The sequence below is a fragment of the Microcoleus sp. ARI1-B5 genome (assembly GCF_036705795.1).
In the GTDB taxonomy this organism is placed as follows: domain Bacteria; phylum Cyanobacteriota; class Cyanobacteriia; order Cyanobacteriales; family Microcoleaceae; genus Microcoleus.
On the sequence record NZ_JAUBVK010000002.1, the window covers coordinates 516,953 to 537,543 of the forward strand.

The following is a 20,591-nucleotide window of genomic DNA, read 5'->3' on the forward strand; positions in this document are numbered from 1 at the left end:
TCCAAAGAAAAGCCACCCGATAAAAGAGATCCAAACGCTTTTGAAAAAAAAGAACAGAGAGTAATATGCCCTTCATGCCAAGGAAAGGGAAAAATAAAACCTAAAAATGCAGTCCGAGAAGCAGTGTGCCAACGGTGTAAAGGGAAAGGTTTTCTGTTAAAATAAGCAGGCGGTTGGTTGAGCGAAAGCAAATAACAACATCAGTTTACAAACGAATCTGACTCACAATGGTCTCCTTCCCTTGTGCAGTGCTTCTATTCGAGATCCTTCTGCTGCTTCGGCTGCAATGTCAGCATCAATTTCCTCTCGGTTAGCATGATAATAAGTCAAAGCTGCATAGACTTGGGTGAGAGTTAAATGCCCGATGCGATCGGCAATTTCTTCCGCACTCAAACCTTGCTTGTACCACATAGCAATGCGCCGCACTGTAACACCAGTTCCCGCAATAATTGGACAGCCACCATGTATGTCTGGATTGCGGCTAATTAAAGTGCCTATATCGGTGATAGTTGACAAAATTTTTTCCTCCCTATTCCGATCGCTCTTTGATCTAGCATAGCACTGTCATAGCAAGAGCGATCGCCCTTCCTTAAGCCAAGTGCGATCGCCTATTTAAGAAAAGAACCGCTCGTATTCATCGTGACTGCCAATCCAAAACCATGTTACACTTCCACCTTCAAAAACGCCAAGCGCCCTATAACTCCGTGTAATTCTGACTGACCATATACTTTCCTCCGCGTTGATACATTTGAAGTGTAAAGACGGGTGAAATGAATTTTGCAGCCACAATCGATAGGCTTTCTTAGCTTGTTGTTTGATAGTAGGATCGAGCAAATAATATTTTTCCCAAAATGAAGGCAAAGTAGCCGATTTCATAATTGCTCAATATCTAATGGCTGTGCTTTACCTTCCGAAATTTCTTGCTTGGCGCGTTTTGCAGCCGCAATCAACGATTGTTGTGTATTCTGAAAAGATACATTCCACTGCTCTTCATCCCTTAAGTCTTCAAGATATTCTCGCAAATGTTCAACCACTTTGTCTTGAAGAGTTTCTGGCAGAGATTCCATCATCTCGACCAAAGTGGCGATCGCGCTTGATGACATAGCTTTATCCTCCATATTTAATTTACAGCAAATCCCGTGTACTGCCGAATATTGGGAGAACGAAATCCCAAAACAATCTGTTCTTTTGGGATTCCCCCCCCTACTAACTCATTGGCAATTCCCTGTTCGGTTCCATCTCTTTGAATCCAAATTTTTCCCTCAATAATATCAACATGAACTAAACATCCGTGAACTCTGATATCGTTTTCACGTCCCAATATCATTAGCAAATAACGGTCTGAATCGCTATCAAAAACCGTTTGGATCTGAATATCTCCATAAGCATAAGGTATTCGAGCATATTCAGTCAGAATTTCTTTAATAATGCGGCGATAATTTTCTAAGGTTCCCATTGTACTATCTCCTCATTTTCTTCAGCAAAAACGATTAAACATACTTGATAATCCGCTCTAATAATTTGACCAAGCGGTTCAGACAATAATTCGCTAAAAACTGATTGTGTAATAGCTAGATAGAGCTTTCTATCGGGTTCAGTTCTAGCGATTACAGAACGGTAAACTAAGTATTGACCCAGCGCATTCTCCAGGTCATTCATGTCTGATGCGCCCACAAAACTTTTGACTTCTACAGCTATCTTCTGTCCAGCCTTCTCAGCACTTAAAATCCGCTCTGCGCCCAAATCGACGTACATATCTTTAATTCCCCATTTTAATCGCAAGGGATCGTGGGTAATTCTCCATCCGTCTTTGATGAGAGCATTTTTGACAACATTGTGATATAGGTCTTTGGCTGGCATATGGGAAGAAATTAAATTTTAATCAATACAATTATATCCTAAAATTTCCGATGATTATCCAGACTTGATAATTCCGATCGCCTCCTAATTTTCTGGAAAATAGCGCTCGATAAAATCCCTAGCTGTAACAATAACAATCCCTTCATATTCCTGCAACACTAACAAATCCAAATCCCCCGTAACGATCGCCTCAGCCTCAGCAGCAATTGCCGTAGCTAAAATAATATTGTCATTACGATCGCGTAAATTAGGTACATTGAGATCCGAAATTGGATAAACTTCTACCAGATATCTAACTCCTGCCATTAAATCTCCTACTGTCACTCCCAAAGTCTGAAGTTTGGAACAAAACTTATTGCGACTTAATGTAGATTGAAGTTCATTTAATAATGCTTCGGAAGCACAGACATCAATCAAATGATCTTCTCCTAGTTTTAATATCGAGTCCGGGATACCTCCCCACAACCACCCTGACAAAAAGATATTGGTATCCAGTACAACTTTCATAGCTGTGACTCTCTTTCAGATTTTTTTTCGTGGCGCACTTCCCTGACAATTTCGCAAATTTCCTCTATTGTCATCGGATTGGGATCTGGTGGTAAGGAGTCTCTACGTCGCCGGAACTCTTCCCAATCAAAACCCGCTTTCATCTTCTGAAAAACAATGCTATCATCTGTAACTGTAACTGTGTATTTGTCGCCCGACTTTAGTTGACTTTCAACCTCAGCCGGAATCTCCAGCTTACCGTCAGGACTCACAGCAACAGTAATATTAGATTGACGAATGTATTCTCGCAAGTGTTCAACAACTATATCTTGCACAGTTGTCGGCAGAGATTCCATGATTTTGACCAAAGTAGCGATCGCACTTGATGACATAGCTTTATCCTCCGTTTTTGAGCAACCCTTCTCATTAATGATTTATTAATCGGCAGCGTTCCCTGATTTTAGCAACTTTGAGGGAAGCACCCTCATTAACTTCTTACCTCTTGATACAAACCGTCTGAAGATTCTGCTATTTTAGGCAGACTACCATCCTTAATAGCTTTCATCAAATCTTCGCGTAGCGCTTCTAAAAAATAGCGATCGTTGCCGATATCTGATGCTTCATCCTCATCCAATTCTTCGTCCTTCAAACGTTCTCGGTATGCCTCGATCCGAAACTCAAGAGCTTCGATAAGAAATTGTACATCCTTAAAAGATAGAATCATCTGAACTCCATTTTTAATCTTTACACTTACTTGCCACAATGCTAACGCACTCTGTGTCAAAGCTGCTAAAGCTGGAAATCTTTAACTCACTTTGTAGAAAGATGCACTTATCAGTCGAAGCGCCTCCTTGTATTCTTCTATCGGCATAATATAACTCGGTTTCCACAACCAATGATCGTTGTGGTCATTAACTAAATCAAGCGCGGCAGGAATTTCACTCTCTGCATCTAACTTCCACCAGTTTTTGTCACTTCTTTGAGTAGCAAATGTCGAAATCCCACCTCCTAAAGTAGGATCTACCCAGATGCGACCATTTTCTTCATAAGTAACAACATCTTTGTTCGGTCGGACATTATCCATTCTAGGTGAATTAGCGTTGCCTTGTCGATATAGAGCGATCGGTGTTTCTGCCATGTCTCGATCGAAGATTCCCAGCGATGTAGAATTTATCATAATGACTGTACAACCTAATCTGCTGGCTTGTGACGATCGCCCGCCCAACACCACCAATACCTCCAGACTTGCTACTGTAAAGAGAGTTAGATCTAATCAACAAGCAATTATGAGCGGTACTGTTACATCCCCCAACAACCTCAACCAGCAGCGGCCACTCTCCACGGCATCCGCCGACACTTCCAGTTCCCTGCTGGGCGACTTCATCCAAGAAACACTCGCCTTAACCAAGCGCCTGTTTATTCAATTGCAGCGTCGCCCCTCGACGCTAGTTGCAGGCATTATTCAGCCGCTGATGTGGTTGGTTTTGTTCGGAGCTCTGTTTGAAAATGCACCCGCCGGCTTGTTCGGCGAAAGCCAGAATTACGGACAATTTCTCGGCGCTGGCGTTATCGTTTTTACAGCCTTTGCCGGGGCGCTGAATGCCGGTTTGCCGATTATGTTCGATCGCGAGTTCGGATTTCTCAACCGCTTGTTAGTCGCGCCGTTGGCTTCGAGATTTTCGATCGTCCTCGCTTCGGCTATTTTTATCGTCACCCTCAGCTTTATCCAAACCGGCACAATCGTTACAGCGGGCGCGTTTTTGGGCGCCGGATTCCCCGGACTTGCCGGACTTGGGGCGATCGCCCTAATTGTCCTACTATTAGTTTTGGGCGTCACGGGCTTGAGTCTGGGTTTAGCCTTCGCTCTTCCCGGTCACGTAGAATTAATAGCGGTAATTTTTGTTACTAACCTGCCGCTGTTATTTGCCAGCACAGCCCTCGCGCCGCTGTCATTTATGCCAGAGTGGCTGCAAGTTGTGGTGACTCTCAATCCTCTGAGTTACGCGATCGAACCCATCCGCTATTTGTACCTGCACAGCGATTGGTCGCTAGCCAGTGTCGTGATGCACGCTCCTTGGGGTAATGTTACCTTTGGAGGAGCGCTGTTAGTATTGCTAGCCTTTGATTTGGTGGCACTGCTGAGCATTCAACCGCTGCTGCGACGCCGGTTTGCTTAGGGCGATATGCACCGTCAATTGTAGGGACACTGCAATGCCCAGTGCACTCAACAAACACGTCAAACCACAAGTCCGGCAAGGACTTAAGTCCCTGCCTCAAAGCTGAAGTCCTCTAAAGAGGACTGATGAGTTCGATTAATTCTTGAGTCCTCTTGAGAGGACTTTCGCTCCATCGGCAGGGGTTTCAACCCCTGCCGGACTCCGGGTGTAACGTTAAGTAATTTGGCGCGAATGAGCAATGCCTTGTCCTTACCCGGCTCTAAACTTTTAAGAAGTAATATAATATTTAGCCGCCAGTCCGAATATTGTTGAGATACAATTGTTTTTTTGAAAGTAGAACTAATAAATTATGAACAGCAAAACTTCTAAATCTGCCAAATTGATGATTCGGGTTGCTGCAAGCGCGATCGCCACCTGTGCTCTGTTCTCCCCACAAGCAACCTTCGCTCAAGCCAGCGGTTTAAATAATAATAATGCCCAACCGCTGCAAGACTTTCAAACTCAAGACAACACCGACCCATTTTCCGGCCGCAGCAGCGGAAGCGGAATATTTGACTTAATCCACAGATCCAGATTGGGAGGCGGCCGCAGCATGGAAGAATTCAATACCGAACAGCGCCAAAACTTGAACGATGCGGCCGCAGAATTTCGCAACAAACAGCGCCTATTACTGGAAAAGCAAGCTGTACCTTCTGAAGGGGCGATCGCACCTACAGAAATTACCGCCCCTGTGCCTTAAATTGCTTTCTTAGTCTCGCGTGGCGCGGACGAGAGTTTGACGCTTAAGCGGTTTCAACCGCCGAGTTTTAATCTTTATTTGATAGTCTCGCGTTGCGCGGACGAGAGTTTGTGTGTTCGCATTGCTAGCGGTTTCAACCGCCGAACGATCTAAAAACCATCGCCCTTAATCCCGTTCCAACCACGCCCGCATTTTACCCGGATTAAGCAAACCGTAAGGATCGACCAACTTTTTAAACTGCAACTGTTCCAAATTAATACTTTTCATCCCTCCATCTTCCAATATAAAAGTATGGGGATTAGCAATCAGCGCGCCTTGCTCTTCGTGATAGCGAATAATTTCATTGAGCCGTTCTTCTGTAGTGTAGCGAACTATTTGCAAAGCAGCCGCGATCGCCCTGCCATTCATCCGCAAAAACTCCAAGTGCACCATCACCTCATCCCCATAATAATTATACAGTTGCTCAACTAATTTCAAACCTTTATCTGCCGGAAAAAGCGTCTGCAAATAAGTCAGAGACGGGTCAGCGCTGCGAGCGTGCAGAGTTGTATGATTCCAAGTATATTCAGCAATTGCCGCACCTTTGCTCGCTTCTTGCGCGCTTTTTTGATAGCAAATCGTGCCGCCATATTCGCGCACCAAATCTTGCAGCGGTTCCAGACAAGATTCAGCTACCATTAACAAAGCGCAGTGCTTACCTTCAGGAATCGCATCGCGGAAAGCAGTAAAATAAGCAGGAATCGGCCAAGCACAAACACAAATTAGTTTTTTGATAATTCCGTCAGCATCGCCCAAAGCTTGACCGAAGTTAGCCGATGTCATAAAATCGTCAAAAGCGACGATGATTTCCGCCCAAGGATAAGCAGGGGCGAGGGGAATTTCTAACTCAGTAATAATCCCATTTGTGCCGTAAGCGTGATTGACTTTTTGCACTTCATCGCCGCGCAATTCGATGACGCGGGGCTCGTCTTCCATTGTAACGACTCGAACGGCATGAAGATTTCCCCGATCGCGCAATTGCCCGTAAGTTATCGAACCAATTCCCCCGCTACCGCCGCCGATAAATCCCCCAATCGTTGCGGTGCGGTAAGTTGAGGGAACCATCCGCAATTCCCAACCAGTTTCTCGCGCTCCTTTGTCGAAAACCGACATTTTCACCCCTGGTTCTACGCAAGCTAAACCCGGTTTTATCCACCGGATATTGTTCATTTTGCTGGTATCTAAAATGACGCCGCCGTTGAGGGGAATGCACTGCCCGTAATTGCCCGTTCCCGCACCTCTGACAGTTAGCGGAATTTTCGATTTGACGCAGGCTGCCGCAATCCGCAAAACTTCGGCTTCGCTGGCGGGACGAACTACTAAATCTCCTGTTTTATCACTTAAGAGAGGTTGCAAAACTGGACTGAAGTGATAATAGTCTTGAGATAGCTTGACAACTTGCGCGCGATCGCGAATTATTTCGATTCCCGAGAGTTCCGAACAAAAAGCATCCCAGTCAATACTTTGAATTGCAGTTGCAGTCATTTTGTGTCCTCAATCCTGACAGTATTATATATTTTATCCAGCCGAAATTAGTAACATAAAATACTAACTGCCATCTTTCCTCAAGCGGTAAGGCGCGCACTGCAAACCTGCAATACAGAAGTTCTGCATCCAAGACTGCTTTTTTTCAATTAACAAATCCCCCAAACACCGCCATACCGTAGTATTTCCAAGGAACTGCAACAGTGTCAAATCCAGCATTTGCCAACATTTCCAACTGTGCCGCAAGTGTAGCTAGGCGATCGGGATTAGAATACCCGTAAGAGACACTCGTCCCCACATTTGCGCGAATTTGTGCTAAAGTTTCCCCCTGATTTAGCGCCCAATCTTCACGCGCCGCTTGATAAATATCTTTCATTGCTGCTGATTCTGCTAAAAGAGGATCGGCATTCCAAAAACAGCCACCAGCATTTAAACTTTCGCGAATCCGTTGAAACAATTTCAGCTTCATCTCGTCCTCAAGATGGTGAATTGCCAGAGATGAAATGGCAGCATTAAATTTATCCCCCAAACCTAAAACATTTGGATTGTTCGCCCATTCTCCAAAATCCAATTCTATGCCAGTCCACCGGGCTGCGTATCCTGCGGACTTTATTTTTGCGCGCGCAAAATCAAGCATTCGCGGCGAGTAATCGACAGCAACTATTTCCGCAGACGGGTAGCGTTGGAGAACTTTTAAACTCAGTTCCCCCGTACCGCAGCCGAGTTCTAAAATGCGGTGGTTTGTGTTAGCAATGCAGCCGGCTAATACATCCAGCATTTCGTCATATTTAGGTAAAAGTCGCCGAATACCGGTATCAAAATCAGCAGTATTGACGAAAACTTCTCCCGGATAAATTTCGTGGCGCGCAGGTGAGGCAGTAGAGTCAGAATTCACGATCGCCAATTATAGACTACAATCGCTATCCTAACCGAGACAGAGCAAAAATTGCGTGAAGTAGGGACTTAGGTCAAGCCCTGTCCTTACCCGATATCTTTACTTCACTCAACTGAAAACAGTTATAAACTTATGCGTACTTTTACGGTTCGGCCAAACACTGGCGGTAAACAATAATTAACCATCCCTTGCACTCAGAGAGTCTTGCTTTACCCCAGGCATCAGCAAAACAGTCTGAAAAAGCAGTGTTATGTTAGTAGTGCATAAAATCAAATCAAGACTAAACCTCACACTTTAGGATACCATGCGCCAGTTGATTTCTAGCAGTCGGGCTGCCATCAGCCAATTAATTTACAAGCGAATTCTCCTTGCGGTGACAATTTTATTTTGTGTAGGTGTAGGAGTAGCGATGGCAAATATGTCTCGTCTTTCCTCCACCCTAATTGAATCGCAAGCGCTGCAAAATGCCTCCCTCTACGCCCAAGCTATTAAAGAAGCCCGCACCCTTTACAGTTCCGATGTTGTCAATCCTCTAAACACCGCTAAAGCGATTAACTTCACCCACGAGTACCGCCCGACAAAAGTAACAGTTCCCGTACCTGCCACCTTCTTAATAGATCTCGGCAACCAGATCACCAACAAAAATCCCGAAGTATCAGTTCGTCTCTACAGCGACTACCCGTTTCCCTGGCGGCGAGAAGAAGGTGGAACCCGAGACGATTTTGAACGGCAAGCTCTTACCTATTTGACGCAAAATCCGACACAAAAATTTTTCCGCCGTGAGGATTTTCACGGCAAACCAGCCTTTCGATATGCCGAGGCAGATATTCTAACTCCTAGCTGCGTTAACTGTCACAACACTAACCGCGACAGTCCTAAAAAAGATTGGAAAGTGGGAGATGTGCGGGGGATCTTAGAAATTACTCAACCTCTCGATACCATCACTCAAAATACTCGCAGCGAACTGAAAAACCTGTTTTTACTGTTAGTAGGACTTTCAATTTTAGGGGTGACAGGATTAACTTTATCTATCAGCAGGTTGCGCCAAAATGCTAAACAATTAGAACAGCGCGTCAGGGAACGCACGGCACAATTGCAAGAAACTAATGTAGAATTGGTAAAAGAACAGGAAAAGTGCGATCGCCTGCTGCTCAATATTTTACCCGAATCCATTGCTGCCAAGCTAAAAGACGGTCAAAGCAGCATTGCTGACGGCTTCGCAGAAGTCACGATTTTGTTTGCGGATATCGTGGGCTTTACCGTGCTGTCAGCACAAATATCTCCCGAAGAATTGCTCGAATTTCTCAACGAAATTTTTTCAGCCTTCGATGGTTTGACGGAAAAGTACGGCTTGGAAAAAATCAAAACAATCGGAGATGCTTACATGGTAGTGGGAGGTTTGCCAAATCCCAGCACCAACCACGCCGAAAGCATTGCGGAAATGGCCTTAGATATGCAGGAGGAACTAGCAAAATTTAATGCCAAACATCATGCAGGAATTAACATTCGCATCGGCATCAATACCGGGCCTGCGATTGCCGGGGTTATTGGCACCAAAAAATTTATTTACGACCTCTGGGGCGATGCCGTCAATACCGCAGCCCGCATGGAATCCCACGGGATTGCCGGCGCGATTCAAGTCACACAATCAACTTACGATATCTTGCAAAATAAGTATCTGTTTGAAGACAGAGGAATTATCCACATCAAAGGCAAGGGCGATATGAATACTTATTTGCTTGCAGGCCGATTAGTTAGTGTAGTTTCGGTTTAATTTGTTTATTATATTATTAAGGGGTCTGCTAGTTAGTCCGGAGTCATCAGTCATTATATCATGTCCGGTCGATCGACCGCGATTTTCGTAGGGGCCCGTGAGCCAACAATACCTGCCAGTAATTAACAATCTCAAAAACCCGCCCCGACCGGGATATTATGGTTAATCAATCGGACATGATATTAGTCAGCAGCCAGCAGCCAAGAACTAACGGTTAATGGCTGCTGGCTGCTGACTGCTGACAATTACAGGAAATACACAGGCGATGCGAGCGCACCCGGTTTCAGCGCGGTTGCTTGGTTGACGAACCCAAAATTTATTGCGAGAAACCTGGTTTCTTTTCCCATGTCCTAAATTAGCCATTTGCAGAATAGTAAATTTTATGTCAGTGCGCATTTTATCATTTTTGGAATTTTTCAAATCTCGCTTGTCTAGGCAAATAGCGTTGTGGGTATTTGCTAGCATTCTTGTCATAGAGGGAATTATTTTAGTTCCCTCTTATTTTCGGCGCGAAAATGAACTTTTAAGTCAACTGGAACAGCTATCTCGGGCGACTGTTGATTCCCTAGAGTTTTTGCTCGCACAAGATATTTCCGATCGCACTTTCTTGCAAGAAGAAGTAAAAAATATTACTAAGGATTCTCAAGTAGTATTAGGACTGTCTATTTACCAAGCTAACGGTCAGCTAATATATACACTTGGCGAACCGCCAGAAATCAGTTTAGAGCAACTAAAAATTGCTCGTATAGTTCACAAGCACAATTCCAATGGCAAGCGCTACGATATTGCTTGGACGGAGCGACATTTGGGAGGCGATTACATCTTAATTGTGCGTCACGATGCTTCTACTGTTCAACCGGAACTCTACGCCTTTATCGAGCGCATTGCTGTTCTAGTCATTATTATATCAGCTTTTGTCACTTCTGTGACTATGTTCTTTTTAGGGGTGACAGTAATTGCACCTATCTTGAGATTGCGCGATGACTTGATCGCTGCTGGAGACGCTTTGAGCAAAGATCGAGAAAAACCTGATTTTTACTCTCTGTCTGTCAAGCGCGATGACGAGTTGGGAGAACTCATGGTCGCATTCAATCAAATGTTTCACCGAGTATACAAGGAAATCGCACAGCGGAAACAAGCTGAGGAAGTATTGCGCGCCGAACAAGAAAAGTCGGAACGTTTATTGCTAAATATTTTACCGGAAATGATTGCCGATCGCCTAAAACAAGGTCAGATAAATATTGCGGACGGATTTGCCGAGGTTACAATTTTGTTTGCTGATATTGTGGGCTTTACCGAAATATCTTCGCGCACTTCTCCTGAAGAATTAGTCGAGTTGCTTAACAAAATATTTTCAGCTTTCGATCGCCTGAGCGAGCAATACGGCTTAGAAAAAATTAAGACGATCGGCGACAATTATATGGTAGCAGGCGGTTTGCCGCTTCCCTGTACAAATCACGCCGAATCTATTGCCGAAATGGCTATAAAAATGCAGCAAGAAATTATGAAATTCCGCGAATCAGGTAAACCTCTCAATATCCGCATTGGCATTAATACTGGGCCTGTTGTAGCAGGTGTTATCGGCACTAAAAAGTTTATTTACGATTTGTGGGGAGATTCTGTGAATACAGCAAGCCGCATGGAATCTCAGGGACTTCCCGGTAAAATTCAAGTTAGCAGCTCAACTTATGAGTTGCTGTGCGATAAGTATTTGTTGGAAAAGCGCGGTAAAATTAATGTTAAAGGCAAAGGAGCAATGACGACTTATTGGCTGACCGGCAGGAAATTGTAACTGACAAATTTAACCATCGCCCGGGAATACCTGATATGGCGGAAGACGTTGCAGCCCAGCCGCCCTCAACACCACACTAGATTTTTTTGAACGAACCGCGTTGGCGTAGCCTGCGCGTAGCGCTTAGACGCTAAGGACACGAAGGAAGAGATGAAGAAAAAACAAGAAAGACGAAAAAATAAAAAGTTCATAATTGACTTAAAATTGCTATATTAGAAGGCGAGTTAATATTAGTTAAATGGGTAAACATGACGGCGAATCAGGAACATAATTCTTCAATTTCACCGATTTGGCAGCCCTTCACGCAAATGAAAACGGCTCTGCCACCGCTGAAGGTAATTCGCGGCAAAGGAGCGCTGTTGGAATTGGAAGACGGGCGGCAAATTATTGACTGTATTTCTAGTTGGTGGGTGACGATTCACGGGCACAGTCATCCGGTTCTGGCTGAGGCTCTTTACGAACAAGCCCAAAAGTTAGAACACGTAATTTTTGCCGGATTTACTCACGAACCGGCGCAGAAACTTGCTGAGAAGTTGATAACTCATACGCCTGCTTCTTTAACGCGGATTTTCTTTTCTGATAATGGTTCGACTGCTGTTGAAGTTGCTCTGAAAATGGCATTTCAATATTGGCTAAATCTCGGAGAAACTAACCGCACTAGCTTTATTAGTTTTGAGGGAGGTTATCACGGCGATACTGTGGGCGCGATGTCTGCTGGTAGGAGTTCGCTGTGGTGGGAACCTTTTTCACCTTTAATGTTTGCTGGGGATGTTGTTCCTTTTCCGGCGACTTTTGATGGCGATGAGGAGGTGGAAAGCAAGGAGGTGGCGAGTTTGGAGAAGTTGGAGTTTTTGTTAAAGCAGGGCGGCTATGCGGGTATTTTTATCGAACCTTTGGTGCAAGGTGCCGGGGGAATGCGAATGTGCCGCCCTGAGTTTTTGCAGGATCTCGCACAACTTGCGGGCCAGTTTAATGTATTGTTGATTTACGATGAAGTAATGACGGGTTTTGGGCGCACGGGCGAACTGTTTGCCTCGGTTAAATCTGGAACTTCACCGGATATCCTGTGTTTGTCTAAAGGATTGTCTGGCGGCTGTTTGCCACTTTCTGTCACAATGGCATCGGAGGATATTTATCAAGCTTTCTGGCGAGATGAATCGGACAAAGCTTTTTATCACGGTCATTCTTACACCGGAAATCCTTTAGCTTGTGCGGTGAGTGTTGCATCCCTGGAGCTTTTGGAGCAAAACCCAAATGTGTATCAAGGTATGGAAAAACTGCACCGCAAATACCTGAATCAATGGCTGAGAAATCATCCTAAACTCGAACGGATTCGGACTTGCGGCACGATCGCAGCAATGGATGTGAAAACCGAAAGCGTTTCCGGTTATTTTAATGACATCGCCCCTGTATTGAAAGCCAAATTTCTGGAAGCGGGCTTTTTGCTCCGCCCCTTGGGAAATACGCTTTACTTGATGCCTCCCTATTGCATTTCTCCTGATGAACTCGAATCGATTTATCGGATAATTCGTCAGGTTTTGGATACTTTGTAAACCCTTTAATTTTAGTAATGAATTTACCCAATTGGAACGATTTGGCTGATGACTCGCTGGCGGGAAAATGTCTCTCTCGCGAGCAATCTTTAGCTGTATTGCGCGCGCCGGATGAGGTTTTGCTGGAACAACTAAATGCAGCTTATCGGGTGCGCCGCCACTACTGGGGAAACCGCGTCAGGCTGCACTATTTGTTAAACGCTCAAAGCGGGCTTTGTCCTGAAGATTGCCATTATTGTTCTCAGTCTAAAATTTCGACTGCGGAAATAGAAAAGTATCCGCTGTTAGCTAAGGAGAAAATTCTGGATGCAGCCCAACGCGCAGCAGATTTAAAAGCTGGTACGTTTTGTTTGGTAATTTCCGGTCGCCAACCCAGCGCATCTACTTTCGATCGCGTTTTGGATGCTGTAGAAACCGTCAAGGCAAATCATAACCTCAAAATCTGCGCTTGTTTGGGGTTGTTGACCGAGGAGCAAACTCACCGTTTGGCTAAAGCTGGAGTCGATCGCGTAAATCACAATCTCAATACTTCCGAATCATATCACACGGAGATTTGCACGACTCATACTTTTGGCGATCGCACAGAAACAGTGGAAAACGTCAAAGCAGCGGGAATCACAACTTGTTCCGGCGGAATTTTGGGGATGGGCGAATCGGATGATGATGCGATCGACTTAGCGCTTTCGCTGCGCAAATTGGGCGTTACTAGCGTACCGGTCAACTTTTTTATTCCGATTCCCGGAACGCCATTTGCCGATTTGAATCGGTTAACTCCCCGCCAATGTTTGCGAATTCTCTGTTTGTTCCGATTTTTGCTTCCCCGCCAAGAAATTCGGATTGCTGGGGGACGAGAAGTGCATTTGCGATCGCTGCAACCTCTGGGACTCTACCCGGCTAATTCTATCTTTGTGGGCGATTATCTCACAACTCCCGGACAAAGCGCCAATCTTGATTGGGACATGATTCGAGATGCGGGATTTGCGATCGAATCCCCCGAAGGTTCTCTCTTAGAAGTTGATTCAGCAGTTACCCAATCAAACCAAAAAACCCTGGTTGTTTAACTATTGTCCAGGGCTTTAACGCAGTTAGGACTAAAGTCCTCGGTACAAACCAATAACGGTAAGGTGCGCCGCAGCGCACCCTACATATATAGGTTTTGCGTCCAGGACTGAATTAATCAATCTCACATAATACAAGAGGAGGAATTGTGGACAAACGCGAAGAAATTACGATCGCAGAATACCAGCTAACTGCCGAATCTTTCCGAGAAGGAACATGGCATCACGACGTATCCCAAAATCGCGATGCACTGACCGCTGCCATGCCCCGCAATCCCGGTAAAATCCTCGATATAGGATGCGGCCCGGGACGGGATTTAGTAGCGTTCAAGAGCCAAGGACACACAGTTGTAGGCTTAGATGCAACTCCGGCTTTTGTAGAAACAGCAAAAAAGTTATCCGGCTGCGAAGTTTTGCAGCAATCTTTCCTGAATCTAGACTTGCCAAATGCAGAATTTGACGGTATTTTTGCCAATGCTTCCCTGATTCACGTACCCAGCGACGAGATGGTGAAAGTGCTGCAAGATTTGCACAAAGCCTTAGTTATTAACGGTGCAATTGTCATGTCAATGTGCCGGGGAAATTGGGAAGGTTACGACGAGCGGCCAACGGGAAAACGCTATACTGCGGGATGGGAATATGAAACTTTAGCGCCTTGTTTGGAACAAGCGGGATTTGCAATTGTCAGCCACTACTATCGCCCTCCCGGTTTACCGCGCGAAGCTCAATCTTGGGTAGTAATGGTAGGCAAAAAAATCTAATATAAATCGGAAATTGCGAATCTTTCCCCTCTCTTCCTTTGCGCCCTCTGCGTCCTCTGCGGTAAAAAAAAAACTAATTCAAAAATTGACCGAGGATTGTTGTATAATAATCCACAGTCAAGAAAACCAATTTCTGCACAATTAAAACAAAATTAATATGACAGAGAAATCCCACATTTTTTTAGCAGGTGCTAGTCGAGGCGTCGGCTTAGAAATCGCGAAATGTCTCGTAGCACAACAGATGCAAGTAACTGCACTTTTGCGATCGCCCGCCAACCGCACCGAATTAGAAGCAACGGGCATCAAAGTCGTGACGGGCGATGCTTTGGACGCTGCGGCTGTGGAAGCTGCGATGGCTGGTGGCGAACCAATTCATGCTGCAATCAGCACCGTTGGCGGCTTGCCGAAAGATGGGGAAAGAGCCGATTATTTGGGCAACAAAAACTTGATTGATGCTGCTGTCAAAGCAGGGGTGCAAAAATTTATTTTAGTTTCATCCATCGGTAGCGGTAACACTGCCGGCGCTTTGCCACCGCAAGCTTTAGAAACTTTGCGCCCGGTGTTAATTGAAAAGGAAAAAGCCGAAAATCATTTGATCGCAAGCGGGATGATTTATACTGTGATTCGTCCGGGCGGACTGAAGTCGGAACCTGCAACGGGCAACGGTGTGTTAACAGAAGATTGTCGGGTGGCGGGAACGATTCACCGGGCGGATGTCGCGCAATTAGTTTGTCAGTGTTTAGTTTCTGATGCTGCTAGCAATAAAGTTTTGTCGGCGGTAGATAAACAGATGGTTTACGGCAATCCAGAATTTGAGATATTAAACCTGTAGGGGTGGGTTTTACCAACAATCTCAGCCTTTGACCAATCATCTCGTAAACCCGCCCCCACTCCCAGGGGCGGGTTTTACCAACAATCTCAGCCTTTGACCAATCATCTCGTAAACCCGCCTCCACGAACACGGCAAATCTCAAGAATCGAAAGGCTTAATCCACGATCGCCCGAGCGTCCAATCCAGAACCAAACCCGCGATCGCAAACAATACCACACTCTCAACACCGCCAACCGCAAACGGCAACAACTCCTGTAGGGCGGGCATTTTCCCCGCCTCAAAAGACAATCCAGCATCCAACTGTCCAAAAGCCCGCACCAACCCAAAAGCCAACACCACGCCAGATTTAAGCTGCGGGTTAGTATCTCGGCGAATCGCGTAGCGGTAAGTCACGCCGAACAAAAAACCGCCCAAAAGTGCGATCGCCCCTCTCAAGGCAAAATTTAGGTCAATTCCCCTTACCTGCAAACTCGCCAGAGAATCCCACCTCTGGGCCAGAATTAAGTTAACAAGGGCGATCGTCCCAAAACCAAGCAAACAAGACAAAGCAGCAACACTCCCTGCTTTCAAAGATTCTACCCGTTCAGCGAAACTAAAATTTGACGAATCCTTCACAGCGCCCTCATTTCAAAAATGGCTCAAATTGACTTATCATAAGCATTGAAGTCACTTTGTACAGTTTGTTCAATAAATAGCTATGGATATTTTGTCGCTCGGTTGGGTTTCGGTGCTAGTTCTGTTCTCCTTCTCAATTTCAATGGTAATTTGGGGCCGCAACGGTTTCTAGATTCCAGAATAACTCGTGGGGCAGGCTTTTTAACTGCCCCGCATTTTTTTTTAAATCCTATATAACCAAATACGCTTGGGTTAAAACTGTTTATTCCTCGGATATCCCCCTAAATCCCCCTTAAAAAGACCCACTTTGAGCAAATTCTTGTTCCCCCCTTAAAAAGGGGGGCTAGGGGGGATCAGCCTTATCTAAAGCCTATTGCTATTTAACCAAATCAAAATAACAGGAGTTGCAAATATGACAGCCAAAAAAATATTAATGTTAGTCGGCGACTTTGTAGAAGACTACGAAGTAATGGTTCCCTTCCAAGCACTGCAAATGGTAGGTCACACCGTCCATGCAGTCTGCCCGGACAAAGCAGCAGGCCAAACAATTCGCACTGCAATTCACGACTTTGAAGGCGACCAAACCTACAGCGAAAAACCCGGTCACAACTTTACTTTAAACGCGACTTTTGACGACATTAACGCCGCCGATTACGATGCTTTGATTATCCCCGGAGGACGCGCCCCAGAATACATCCGCCTCAACCAAAAAGTGCTGCAAATTACCCGCTACTTTGCCAATAACAAAAAGCCGATCGCATCTATTTGTCACGGCTTGCAAGTCCTCACCGCCGCCGGCGCGATCGAAGGCAAACGCTGCACCGCATACCCAGCTTGCAGCCCCGACATACTCCGGGCCGGCGGCAAATATACCGAAGTTCCCGTTACCGAAGCCGTAGTCGATGGCAACTTAGTCACAGCCCCCGCGTGGCCTGCCCATTCTAACTGGCTGGCTGAATTTCTCAAAGTTTTGGGGACAAAAATCGAACATTCAGAAACAATCGCCGTTTCTTGAACGATCGGACTTACTTTATTCCACCCAGTTTCTACGCAATTGGTAATTGGTAATTGGTAATAGGTAATTGCTGATTGGTAATTGGTAATAGGTAATAGGTAATAGGTAATTCATCCTTCTTCATTCTTCCCTCAAAATCAATCTGTTAAATCCGTTAAATCCCGTACATTGTTCGTTGGCAGAACGGCCATCCGTTAAATCCGTAAAAAAATCCGTTGCCGAACTTCCTTCTGACTATGACCATTTTCACAGTCAAAGTTAAACCTAATTCCAAACAGCAAAGCATCGAAGAGCAACCCGACGGCAGCCTCACAGTACATCTCAAATCGCCGCCTGTCGATGGAAAAGCCAATCAAGAATTAATCGTGCTGTTGGCAAAAAAGTTTAAAGTGCCGAAATCTGCGATCGCCATTAAATCCGGTTTTTCCTCCAAACATAAACTTGTAGAAATTGCGATCGAACCTGCAACTTAGAAATAAAGTTCAGCACAAATCTGTCTAAAGACGGATTCAAACTCAGCTAGAAAATCCTATCTTAGTAGTTGTAGAGTTAAAATAAAAAATAATGAACATTGAAAATAGAGTTGAAGCAACAGCTAAGAATATTGAAGGCAAAATCCAAGAAGCTGTGAGCGAAGTTACAGGCGATCGGAAAGATAAATTAGAAGGTCAAGCCAAGCAGGACGAAGCATCAGCAATGCACCTGAAAGAAGACCTCAAAGATAAAGCAAAAGAGATTGTAGATCGAGCTTAGTCACTTTGCTTCGTCACAGTATTCGCTAAAAGTTTCCTGCCTACTGAATCCCGCAAACAGATAGTTTGCGGGATTTTTTTATGATGTAGGGGCGGGTTTTATAGCAACCGCCACATGGCGTGAGGGCATAAATAACCTGATGAATGGAGATGAGAACCCACAGCATAAACGGTTTGATGCCCGTACTCTGTAACTGTCAACTGTCAACTGTCAACTGTCAACTGCTATACCAACCGTAACTGCCAAAAATTAACTATCTCATAAACCCGCCCCCACCCACCCAAAAAATCAGAATTAATTGAATTTAACGGTTGGACGGGATGGTTGATAAGGGTTATTGGTTGGGTGGGGGCGGGTTTATCAAGATTATTGGTGGGTGGGAAAATTCCTCGGTGAACCCGCCCCTACAGATTCTACTTTTCGACCCAATTCCCAATTCCCCATGCCAATAAAAAAGCTAGGGATATCAATCCCTAGCTGGAAACATAGCACAATTAGTTTTTAGAGTTGGCGCGGGCGATGGATGGAGCCCCGCTACGCTACGGCTTTTTCCAAACCGACTCCCACCCGCTTCCACCTAAATTAAATCAGCACAATATCAGTCGCAGTCAAGGCTGGTTGGCCGTTCAGCAGTGCCAGTTGAATTGCTGCTTGGCCCCCAGCACCGTCTTTGTCGTACAGCAAGCGACCGGTGGCACCTTCGTAAACGAGGACGGGTTGCCCTGGAGTCGCCCCTGCCGGACTCAGATCGTTGTTGTAAGTCCCTGTTTCGAGCGATAAGAACGCCTTACCAGCAGGTCGATTTGGCAGACTATTGTTAAATGGTGGTAAGAGGAACGAATCGTAACTCAATACCAACTTGTCTTTGCCGACTTCAAAATCACCGATTTGGTCTGGGCTGGTACCCGCCGGCGCGCCGGTGATGGAGTCGAGCGTGACGCCCTCGCCGAAGTTGTTGTAGTAGAAGCTGTCATTGCCCGCGCCGCCAATCAGCGTGTCTGCACCGGGCCCGCCGCCGAGAGAGTCGTTGCCGTCTCCTCCGATCAAATAGTCGTTCCCAAAGCCGCCCAACAGCGTGTCGTTTCCGCCGCCGGCGTTTAAGGTGTCGTCCCCGTCAGATGTCGATCCGGTAGGAAGAATGCTGGGGCCGCCGAACAGTATGTCGTCGCCAGCACCCGTAGTGATGACATCAGTGCCGTTGGCGCCAATGATGAAGTTGCTGCCTAAGTTATCGGTAATGACGTTTGGCGCTGTGGCACCGGTAAAGTTGACACTGCTGGCGTAGGAGATGAAGTCGTTACCAGCAAAGGAGCCAACCAATCTATCGCGCCTGCTGCCAAACACGATCGTGTCATTCCCTTCACCACCGTTCATGAAGTTGGTGACGGTGCCGGTGGTAGCAAGATTAGTGCTGGTGTTGCCAATTAACAAATCGTCACCCAGGCCGCCGTCGAGAGTAACCTGCGTAGGAATAGTACCGACAACATTAAAAGTAGTGGCATTGATCGTATCGTTGCCATCTCCACCGAAGGCTTGATTAAAGATGCCGCTCAAGCTGTCATTGCCTGTGCCGCCGATCATGCTATCACTCGCAAAAGCTGCAACGATCGTGTCGCTGCCATCGCCGCCGTCGAGCAAGTTCCGACCCGCGAAGCCTCCAAATGAACTCTGGGCACCTCCGCTCAAAGTTACATTCACCGTCGTTCCTGACGTGATGAAGTCGTCGCCTGCACCTCCGAGCGCGGTATCCTGCGTAGCAAAAACCGCGATCGTGTCGTTGCCGTCGCCGCCGTCAAACAAGTTTTTGCCGGCGCCAAACTCGGCGATACCGCCAACTAGAGAATCGTTGCCGGCACCGCCGAGCAAGGTGGTTTTCTCAATGCCAATGGTGACGAAGCTGCCTGGAGTAAACTGGTTCGGCTGGCTAGTGTTGCGAATGACTAAAGTATCGTTGTCAACGTCGCCGGACAGATAGCTGTTGCTGGCCACACCGATCAGTGTGTCGTTGCCTTTACCGCCGAACAGAGTATCTTTTTGATTGATACCTACAGCGTAGTCGTCGCCCAAGTCTCCGCGCAAGTAGTTGCTGCCTTGATTGCCACCGGCGCTGCCGCCGATACCAAGACCGAGGTTGTTGCCGCCGCCGGAGATGAAGAAGCCGAGGGAGTCATTGTCCTTGCCGCCGTAGAGCGAGTCTCTTCCGAGGGCGCCTCCGAGGATCGTATCGCTGCCCTCATTACCAAACATGAGGTTGCCATCGACTGTACCTTGGAGCAAGTCATCTCCCGCACCGCCGTACAGTGACGAATTCCGGCTTTGAGCGATTACGGTGTCACTGCCTGCATCGCCAAACATCAAAACCCGCTCGCGCTGGCCTACTAATGAATCTTCGTCGTTGCCACCGTATAGGGTATCGTTCGGGCCGACGGAAATCAGAGTATCGTTATCGCCTTGGCCAAATATTAAACTGCCGCCGAGGGTAGAAGTTGTAACTAAATCCGCCCCCGCTCCGGCAAAGATTGTATCCGGGCCCAGTCCCGGAGTGTTTAAATTAGTTTGATCTGAATTGTCAGTTAACGTTGTCATACAGCTTCACTCCTCTACTTCTTGTTGGTCATCGCTTGTGCGACTACAGACACTGCCTAGAACACCGAATGTTTGGATGCCGCTGTAGTTTAACCTGTTTGCCAGCCGCAAGTCTAGCCTACTGGCGCTAACCCTGTCTAGACTTTCTCCCTCGCGGACTTTTTGCTTGTA

Annotated in this window: 25 protein-coding genes and 2 pseudogenes; 13 read left to right on the forward strand and 14 right to left on the reverse strand. The window is 46.2% G+C overall.

Features of this window, described 5'->3' with window-relative positions:
* Nucleotides 1-222: 222 nt before the first annotated feature.
* From QUB63_RS05010 to QUB63_RS05050, 9 genes are all read right to left on the reverse strand, one after another.
* A complete protein-coding gene (locus QUB63_RS05010; RefSeq protein ID WP_332943693.1) occupies nt 223-516 on the reverse strand; it encodes a DUF433 domain-containing protein in 294 nt (97 codons plus the stop codon).
* A 96-nt stretch (nt 517-612) separates the two neighbouring features.
* Nucleotides 613-876 (reverse strand): ParE family toxin-like protein, encoded by a 264-nt coding sequence (locus QUB63_RS05015; protein ID WP_332943694.1) that lies wholly within the window; start codon nt 874-876, stop codon nt 613-615.
* Nucleotides 873-1,103, reverse strand: coding sequence for a hypothetical protein (locus QUB63_RS05020; RefSeq protein ID WP_332943695.1), 231 nt, complete (start codon nt 1,101-1,103; stop codon nt 873-875). Before QUB63_RS05020 ends, QUB63_RS05015 begins: the two co-directional genes overlap by 4 nt.
* A gap of 17 nt (nt 1,104-1,120) precedes the next feature.
* Entirely contained in the window at nt 1,121-1,456 is a 336-nt protein-coding gene (locus QUB63_RS05025) for a XisI protein (RefSeq protein ID WP_332943696.1), read from the reverse strand.
* Entirely contained in the window at nt 1,444-1,860 is a 417-nt protein-coding gene (locus QUB63_RS05030) for an element excision factor XisH family protein (RefSeq protein ID WP_332943697.1), read from the reverse strand. Before QUB63_RS05030 ends, QUB63_RS05025 begins: the two co-directional genes overlap by 13 nt.
* Nucleotides 1,861-1,944: 84 nt before the next feature.
* A complete protein-coding gene (locus tag QUB63_RS05035) occupies nt 1,945-2,367 on the reverse strand; it encodes a putative toxin-antitoxin system toxin component, PIN family (RefSeq protein ID WP_332943698.1) in 423 nt (140 codons plus the stop codon).
* Nucleotides 2,364-2,738: a hypothetical protein gene (locus QUB63_RS05040; protein ID WP_332943699.1), complete on the reverse strand. Its 375-nt coding sequence runs from the start codon at nt 2,736-2,738 to the stop codon at nt 2,364-2,366. Before QUB63_RS05040 ends, QUB63_RS05035 begins: the two co-directional genes overlap by 4 nt.
* A gap of 95 nt (nt 2,739-2,833) precedes the next feature.
* A complete protein-coding gene (locus QUB63_RS05045) occupies nt 2,834-3,070 on the reverse strand; it encodes a hypothetical protein (protein ID WP_332943700.1) in 237 nt (78 codons plus the stop codon).
* A gap of 81 nt (nt 3,071-3,151) precedes the next feature.
* Nucleotides 3,152-3,523, reverse strand: coding sequence for a hypothetical protein (locus QUB63_RS05050; RefSeq protein ID WP_332943701.1), 372 nt, complete (start codon nt 3,521-3,523; stop codon nt 3,152-3,154).
* Between the two features lie 109 nt (nt 3,524-3,632).
* On the opposite strand from QUB63_RS05050, the gene QUB63_RS05055 reads away from it, so the two are divergent.
* Together QUB63_RS05055 and QUB63_RS05060 are read left to right on the forward strand one after the other, a co-directional pair.
* A complete protein-coding gene (locus tag QUB63_RS05055) occupies nt 3,633-4,523 on the forward strand; it encodes an ABC transporter permease (RefSeq protein WP_332943749.1) in 891 nt (296 codons plus the stop codon).
* Nucleotides 4,524-4,872: 349 nt separating this feature from the next.
* Nucleotides 4,873-5,262 carry a hypothetical protein gene (locus QUB63_RS05060; RefSeq protein ID WP_332943702.1) on the forward strand — a complete coding sequence of 130 codons (390 nt, stop codon included), beginning with the start codon at nt 4,873-4,875 and terminating at the stop codon, nt 5,260-5,262.
* A 165-nt stretch (nt 5,263-5,427) separates the two neighbouring features.
* Here the strand turns inward: QUB63_RS05060 and QUB63_RS05065 are convergent, their stop codons facing one another.
* Entirely contained in the window at nt 5,428-6,786 is a 1,359-nt protein-coding gene (locus tag QUB63_RS05065; RefSeq protein ID WP_332943703.1) for an FAD-binding oxidoreductase, read from the reverse strand.
* Nucleotides 6,787-6,931: 145 nt separating this feature from the next.
* Nucleotides 6,932-7,681, reverse strand: a complete 750-nt coding sequence (locus tag QUB63_RS05070; RefSeq protein WP_332943704.1) for a class I SAM-dependent methyltransferase — start codon at nt 7,679-7,681, stop codon at nt 6,932-6,934.
* 418 nt (nt 7,682-8,099) lie between these two features.
* Between QUB63_RS05070 and QUB63_RS05075 the strand changes: the two are divergent.
* Nucleotides 8,100-8,600, forward strand: a pseudogene (locus tag QUB63_RS05075) (Tll0287-like domain-containing protein); the annotation flags it as partial.
* 135 nt (nt 8,601-8,735) lie between these two features.
* Nucleotides 8,736-9,455: pseudogene (locus QUB63_RS05080) on the forward strand (adenylate/guanylate cyclase domain-containing protein); the annotation flags it as partial.
* A 207-nt stretch (nt 9,456-9,662) separates the two neighbouring features.
* Here the strand turns inward: QUB63_RS05080 and QUB63_RS05085 are convergent.
* Nucleotides 9,663-9,851, reverse strand: a complete 189-nt coding sequence (locus QUB63_RS05085) for a hypothetical protein (RefSeq protein WP_332943705.1) — start codon at nt 9,849-9,851, stop codon at nt 9,663-9,665.
* Here QUB63_RS05085 and QUB63_RS05090 point away from each other — a divergent pair.
* The 5 genes from QUB63_RS05090 (at nt 9,838) to QUB63_RS05110 (ending at nt 15,451) form a co-directional block, all read left to right on the forward strand.
* A complete protein-coding gene (locus QUB63_RS05090; RefSeq protein ID WP_332943706.1) occupies nt 9,838-11,247 on the forward strand; it encodes an adenylate/guanylate cyclase domain-containing protein in 1,410 nt (469 codons plus the stop codon). The two genes, QUB63_RS05085 and QUB63_RS05090, sit on opposite strands and share 14 nt — an antisense overlap.
* Nucleotides 11,248-11,495: 248 nt before the next feature.
* A complete protein-coding gene (bioA, locus tag QUB63_RS05095) occupies nt 11,496-12,800 on the forward strand; it encodes an adenosylmethionine--8-amino-7-oxononanoate transaminase (RefSeq protein ID WP_332943707.1) in 1,305 nt (434 codons plus the stop codon).
* Nucleotides 12,801-12,817: 17 nt separating this feature from the next.
* The gene (bioB, locus tag QUB63_RS05100) at nt 12,818-13,861 is read left to right on the forward strand and encodes a biotin synthase BioB (protein ID WP_332943708.1); all 1,044 of its coding nucleotides are present in this window, start codon (nt 12,818-12,820) and stop codon (nt 13,859-13,861) included.
* Nucleotides 13,862-14,007: 146 nt separating this feature from the next.
* On the forward strand, nt 14,008-14,619 hold the full coding sequence (locus QUB63_RS05105; RefSeq protein WP_332943709.1) for a class I SAM-dependent methyltransferase: 612 nt from the start codon (nt 14,008-14,010) through the stop codon (nt 14,617-14,619).
* 157 nt (nt 14,620-14,776) lie between these two features.
* Nucleotides 14,777-15,451, forward strand: a complete 675-nt coding sequence (locus tag QUB63_RS05110; protein WP_332943710.1) for an SDR family oxidoreductase — start codon at nt 14,777-14,779, stop codon at nt 15,449-15,451.
* A 138-nt stretch (nt 15,452-15,589) separates the two neighbouring features.
* On the opposite strand, the gene QUB63_RS05115 is transcribed toward QUB63_RS05110, so the two are convergent.
* Nucleotides 15,590-16,066, reverse strand: a complete 477-nt coding sequence (locus QUB63_RS05115) for a hypothetical protein (protein WP_332943711.1) — start codon at nt 16,064-16,066, stop codon at nt 15,590-15,592.
* A gap of 82 nt (nt 16,067-16,148) precedes the next feature.
* On the opposite strand from QUB63_RS05115, the gene petN reads away from it, so the two are divergent.
* The 4 genes from petN to QUB63_RS05135 all read left to right on the forward strand — a co-directional run bounded on the left by petN (nt 16,149) and on the right by QUB63_RS05135 (nt 17,834).
* Nucleotides 16,149-16,238, forward strand: coding sequence for a cytochrome b6-f complex subunit PetN (gene petN / locus QUB63_RS05120; protein WP_071883976.1), 90 nt, complete (start codon nt 16,149-16,151; stop codon nt 16,236-16,238).
* A gap of 240 nt (nt 16,239-16,478) precedes the next feature.
* Nucleotides 16,479-17,081: a DJ-1/PfpI family protein gene (locus QUB63_RS05125; RefSeq protein WP_332943712.1), complete on the forward strand. Its 603-nt coding sequence runs from the start codon at nt 16,479-16,481 to the stop codon at nt 17,079-17,081.
* Between the two features lie 236 nt (nt 17,082-17,317).
* Nucleotides 17,318-17,554 carry a DUF167 domain-containing protein gene (locus QUB63_RS05130; RefSeq protein ID WP_332943713.1) on the forward strand — a complete coding sequence of 79 codons (237 nt, stop codon included), beginning with the start codon at nt 17,318-17,320 and terminating at the stop codon, nt 17,552-17,554.
* A 91-nt stretch (nt 17,555-17,645) separates the two neighbouring features.
* Complete coding sequence (locus QUB63_RS05135) at nt 17,646-17,834, forward strand: CsbD family protein (RefSeq protein WP_332943714.1); 189 nt, start codon at nt 17,646-17,648, stop codon at nt 17,832-17,834.
* 582 nt (nt 17,835-18,416) lie between these two features.
* On the opposite strand, the gene QUB63_RS05140 is transcribed toward QUB63_RS05135, so the two are convergent.
* Nucleotides 18,417-20,420, reverse strand: a complete 2,004-nt coding sequence (locus QUB63_RS05140) for a calcium-binding protein (RefSeq protein ID WP_332943715.1) — start codon at nt 20,418-20,420, stop codon at nt 18,417-18,419.
* Nucleotides 20,421-20,591 lie beyond the last annotated feature (171 nt).

Excerpts from the sequence above, each read along its gene's own strand:
- QUB63_RS05015 (WP_332943694.1), bottom strand. The coding sequence starts at position 876 with ATGAAATCGGCTACTTTGCCTTCATTTTGGGAAAAATATTATTTGCTC.
- QUB63_RS05020 (WP_332943695.1), bottom strand. The coding sequence starts at position 1,103 with ATGTCATCAAGCGCGATCGCCACTTTGGTCGAGATGATGGAATCTCTG.
- QUB63_RS05025 (WP_332943696.1), bottom strand. The coding sequence starts at position 1,456 with ATGGGAACCTTAGAAAATTATCGCCGCATTATTAAAGAAATTCTGACT.
- QUB63_RS05030 (WP_332943697.1), bottom strand. The coding sequence starts at position 1,860 with ATGCCAGCCAAAGACCTATATCACAATGTTGTCAAAAATGCTCTCATC.
- QUB63_RS05035 (WP_332943698.1), bottom strand. The coding sequence starts at position 2,367 with ATGAAAGTTGTACTGGATACCAATATCTTTTTGTCAGGGTGGTTGTGG.
- QUB63_RS05040 (WP_332943699.1), bottom strand. The coding sequence starts at position 2,738 with ATGTCATCAAGTGCGATCGCTACTTTGGTCAAAATCATGGAATCTCTG.
- QUB63_RS05045 (WP_332943700.1), bottom strand. The coding sequence starts at position 3,070 with ATGATTCTATCTTTTAAGGATGTACAATTTCTTATCGAAGCTCTTGAG.
- QUB63_RS05050 (WP_332943701.1), bottom strand. The coding sequence starts at position 3,523 with ATGATAAATTCTACATCGCTGGGAATCTTCGATCGAGACATGGCAGAA.
- QUB63_RS05055 (WP_332943749.1), top strand. The coding sequence starts at position 3,633 with ATGAGCGGTACTGTTACATCCCCCAACAACCTCAACCAGCAGCGGCCA.
- QUB63_RS05060 (WP_332943702.1), top strand. The coding sequence starts at position 4,873 with ATGAACAGCAAAACTTCTAAATCTGCCAAATTGATGATTCGGGTTGCT.
- QUB63_RS05065 (WP_332943703.1), bottom strand. The coding sequence starts at position 6,786 with ATGACTGCAACTGCAATTCAAAGTATTGACTGGGATGCTTTTTGTTCG.
- QUB63_RS05090 (WP_332943706.1), top strand. The coding sequence starts at position 9,838 with ATGTCAGTGCGCATTTTATCATTTTTGGAATTTTTCAAATCTCGCTTG.
- QUB63_RS05085 (WP_332943705.1), bottom strand. The coding sequence starts at position 9,851 with ATGCGCACTGACATAAAATTTACTATTCTGCAAATGGCTAATTTAGGA.
- bioA (WP_332943707.1), top strand. The coding sequence starts at position 11,496 with ATGACGGCGAATCAGGAACATAATTCTTCAATTTCACCGATTTGGCAG.
- bioB (WP_332943708.1), top strand. The coding sequence starts at position 12,818 with ATGAATTTACCCAATTGGAACGATTTGGCTGATGACTCGCTGGCGGGA.
- QUB63_RS05110 (WP_332943710.1), top strand. The coding sequence starts at position 14,777 with ATGACAGAGAAATCCCACATTTTTTTAGCAGGTGCTAGTCGAGGCGTC.
- petN (WP_071883976.1), top strand. The coding sequence starts at position 16,149 with ATGGATATTTTGTCGCTCGGTTGGGTTTCGGTGCTAGTTCTGTTCTCC.
- QUB63_RS05125 (WP_332943712.1), top strand. The coding sequence starts at position 16,479 with ATGACAGCCAAAAAAATATTAATGTTAGTCGGCGACTTTGTAGAAGAC.
- QUB63_RS05130 (WP_332943713.1), top strand. The coding sequence starts at position 17,318 with ATGACCATTTTCACAGTCAAAGTTAAACCTAATTCCAAACAGCAAAGC.
- QUB63_RS05135 (WP_332943714.1), top strand. The coding sequence starts at position 17,646 with ATGAACATTGAAAATAGAGTTGAAGCAACAGCTAAGAATATTGAAGGC.
- QUB63_RS05140 (WP_332943715.1), bottom strand. The coding sequence starts at position 20,420 with ATGACAACGTTAACTGACAATTCAGATCAAACTAATTTAAACACTCCG.